2 protein-coding genes are annotated in these 2,428 nt (G+C 67.3%); one reads left to right on the forward strand and one right to left on the reverse strand.

From position 1 onward, the window contains the following. Positions 1-352: 352 nt before the first annotated feature. The gene (gene tnpC, locus VFW69_RS20615; protein WP_526504035.1) at positions 353-1,798 is read left to right on the forward strand and encodes an IS66 family transposase; all 1,446 of its coding nucleotides are present in this window, start codon (positions 353-355) and stop codon (positions 1,796-1,798) included. A 21-nt stretch (positions 1,799-1,819) separates the two neighbouring features. On the opposite strand, the gene VFW69_RS20620 is transcribed toward tnpC, so the two are convergent. Continuing rightward, complete coding sequence (locus tag VFW69_RS20620; protein WP_526504037.1) at positions 1,820-2,158, reverse strand: hypothetical protein; 339 nt, start codon at positions 2,156-2,158, stop codon at positions 1,820-1,822. Positions 2,159-2,428: the final 270 nt, after the last annotated feature.

Below are 2,428 nucleotides of genomic sequence, written 5' to 3' on the forward strand. Positions count from 1 at the left end.
GACCAAGGATATCGAGCCGACATCATCCGTAAACATGGTGCGGCCGACTCGCGTTTTTTCCGGCAACGAGGCATTGCCGCCGTTATCTTCGGTATCGGCGGAGACGGTCAACACGGTCCGCGCGAATACGTCGACACCACCACGATCACGCCATACTACCGCGCGCTCACTGCATTCCTCACAGACTTGAACACCCTCCGGCGTAAACATTCAGCTTCCCGGGATCTGGGTGTGGCTGGTTGGTATGCGGTTGATCCTTGTGGCTCTGGCTCAGCGTGTCGGCTTGATCGTGGTTGGCGTGTCGTGATCATGGTTGCTTGTGTCCGATCTGCCATCACCTGCTGCTGGGTGCGTGTCGTGTGCTGCGCGGGATCGGGAGATCGCGGCGCTGCGGGCGGAGAATGTTGAGTTGGCCCGCCGGGTGGCGTGGCTGGAACGGATGATCTCCCGCAATTCGCATAACTCGTCGCTGCCGCCGTCTAGTGATGACGTGCTGCCGGGCCGGGATAAGCCGAAGGGCAGGCGGCGCGAGGATGGCGGGGCCCGGCGGGGCCGGGGCAAGCAGGCTGGTGCCGAGGGCCGCTGGTTGCGGTGGGTATCGGAGCCGGATGAGACAAAGGAGCACCGTCCGGCAGGCTGCTGCGCGTGCGGCGCGGAGTTGACCGCCGCTGTGGACGTGCGCGTGGAACGCTCGCATCAGGTGCACGACCTGCCCGAGATCGCGATCAAGGTGACCCAGCATGAGGTGTGGCGAGTCCGGTGCGGGTGCGGCCGGGAGCACGTTGGGGTCTTGCCGGCTGGCGTGGCCGCGGCCCCGTCCAGCTACGGGCCGAGCCTGAAAGCCCTGGTCGTCTACTTGATCGTCTATCAGCATGTACCGGTGGAGCGGTGCGTGCGGCTCATCGCGGACCTGACCGGAGGTACCGCGCCGTCAACCGGGTTCGTGCATGGCCTGCTGGCCCGCTGCGCAGCCATGCTCGGCGAGGTCGTCACGCTGATCAAGACCGCGGTCACGCTGGCCGCCGTCGCTGGATTCGATGAGACCGTGATCCGAGCCGGCCCGGCTGGGCGTAAGAAGTACGTGCTGTCCGGCTCGACCGAGACCGCGGTCGCCTACCACCTCGGCGGGCGGGATCTGGGCTCGTTTGCCGCGTTCGGGATCCTCCCGTCGTTCGCTGGCGTTGCGGTGCACGACCGGTACGCGTGCTACTTCCACCCGGGCTGGACGCAGCTGGCCGGGCACCAGGTCTGCCTCGCCCACTTGATCAGGGATTTCGAAGACGCCACCGAGTCCTGGCCGGACGCGGTCTGGCCGGTCCAGGCGCAGCGGGCGTTGCGCGGCCTGATCCATGCCTGGTACACCGCTCGTCAGCAGGAGCTGGGCGAGATCCCCGCCGCCGTGCGAGACCCGCTGATCAGCGAGTTCCGCCACGCCGTGCTGGCCGGGCTGGTCACGCTTCCCCGCATCCCCGGCCCCAAGTCCAGAACCGCCCAACACCCCGGCCGCGACCTGCTGGAGTTCTGCCGCGACCGCCAAGCCGACGTGACCCGATTTTGCCACGACACCCGGGTATGGCCCACCAACAACATCAGCGAACGGGACCTGCGGCCCACCAAGACCCAGCAGAAAATCTCCGGCAGGCTGACCAGCGAGGACATCACCCAGAACCGGTTGGACATCCGCAGCTACATCGACACCGCCCGCAAATGCGGCATCAACACCATGACCGCCCTGCGCGACGCGCTGTCCGGCAGCCCCTGGAAACCACCACTGCCCGCCACGGCCACCGGCCCATGACACCGCCAGCGCACGCAGCCGCTACCCCACCAGCGCGGACAGCACCTGCATCGTTTCCACCAACCCGCTCAGACACGCCCCAGCAGCCAGCGTCGCCGCGGTGACGGCCTGCTCGCAAGCCGTCACCAACCCCGCCGGCAGCTCACCGCGATATTCATCTGCCCGCACCGCAAAGGCCAACTCGGCAGCGAACATCACCAGCGCCAGCCCGGCGTCGGGCCGGCTCAGATCATCCCGCGCCGTCACCGCGACCATCCGATCCGCCGCGCCCGTCATCTGCTCCACACACTCCCGGTGCCGCTCCACCATGCCCGGACGCGCCACCGCATGCTCCCGCTCCAGCGCCGCCACCAGCGTCACCGGTTCAGAAAACCGCCGGGACTTCCCCCGCCGCCGCGCCCACGTAGGCGGGCAAGTCCCACACTCACAATCAGGCATAACCAGCGCATGACGATCAGGATCCACAACGGCCACAGTCGCAACAGACATGGCCGCATCCTCCACCCAGACCAACCCGGCTCACAGGCAACGCGCCGCAGGAAGCTGAATGCTTACCAGATGCTGTGCCTGCAATAGCTGGCCGACGATGGCGCCTCGACACGCCCCGCCGCCGAATTGGTAGTCCAGGGC

Source organism: Mycobacterium sp., from assembly GCF_036273375.1.
Lineage (GTDB): Bacteria > Actinomycetota > Actinomycetes > Mycobacteriales > Mycobacteriaceae > Mycobacterium.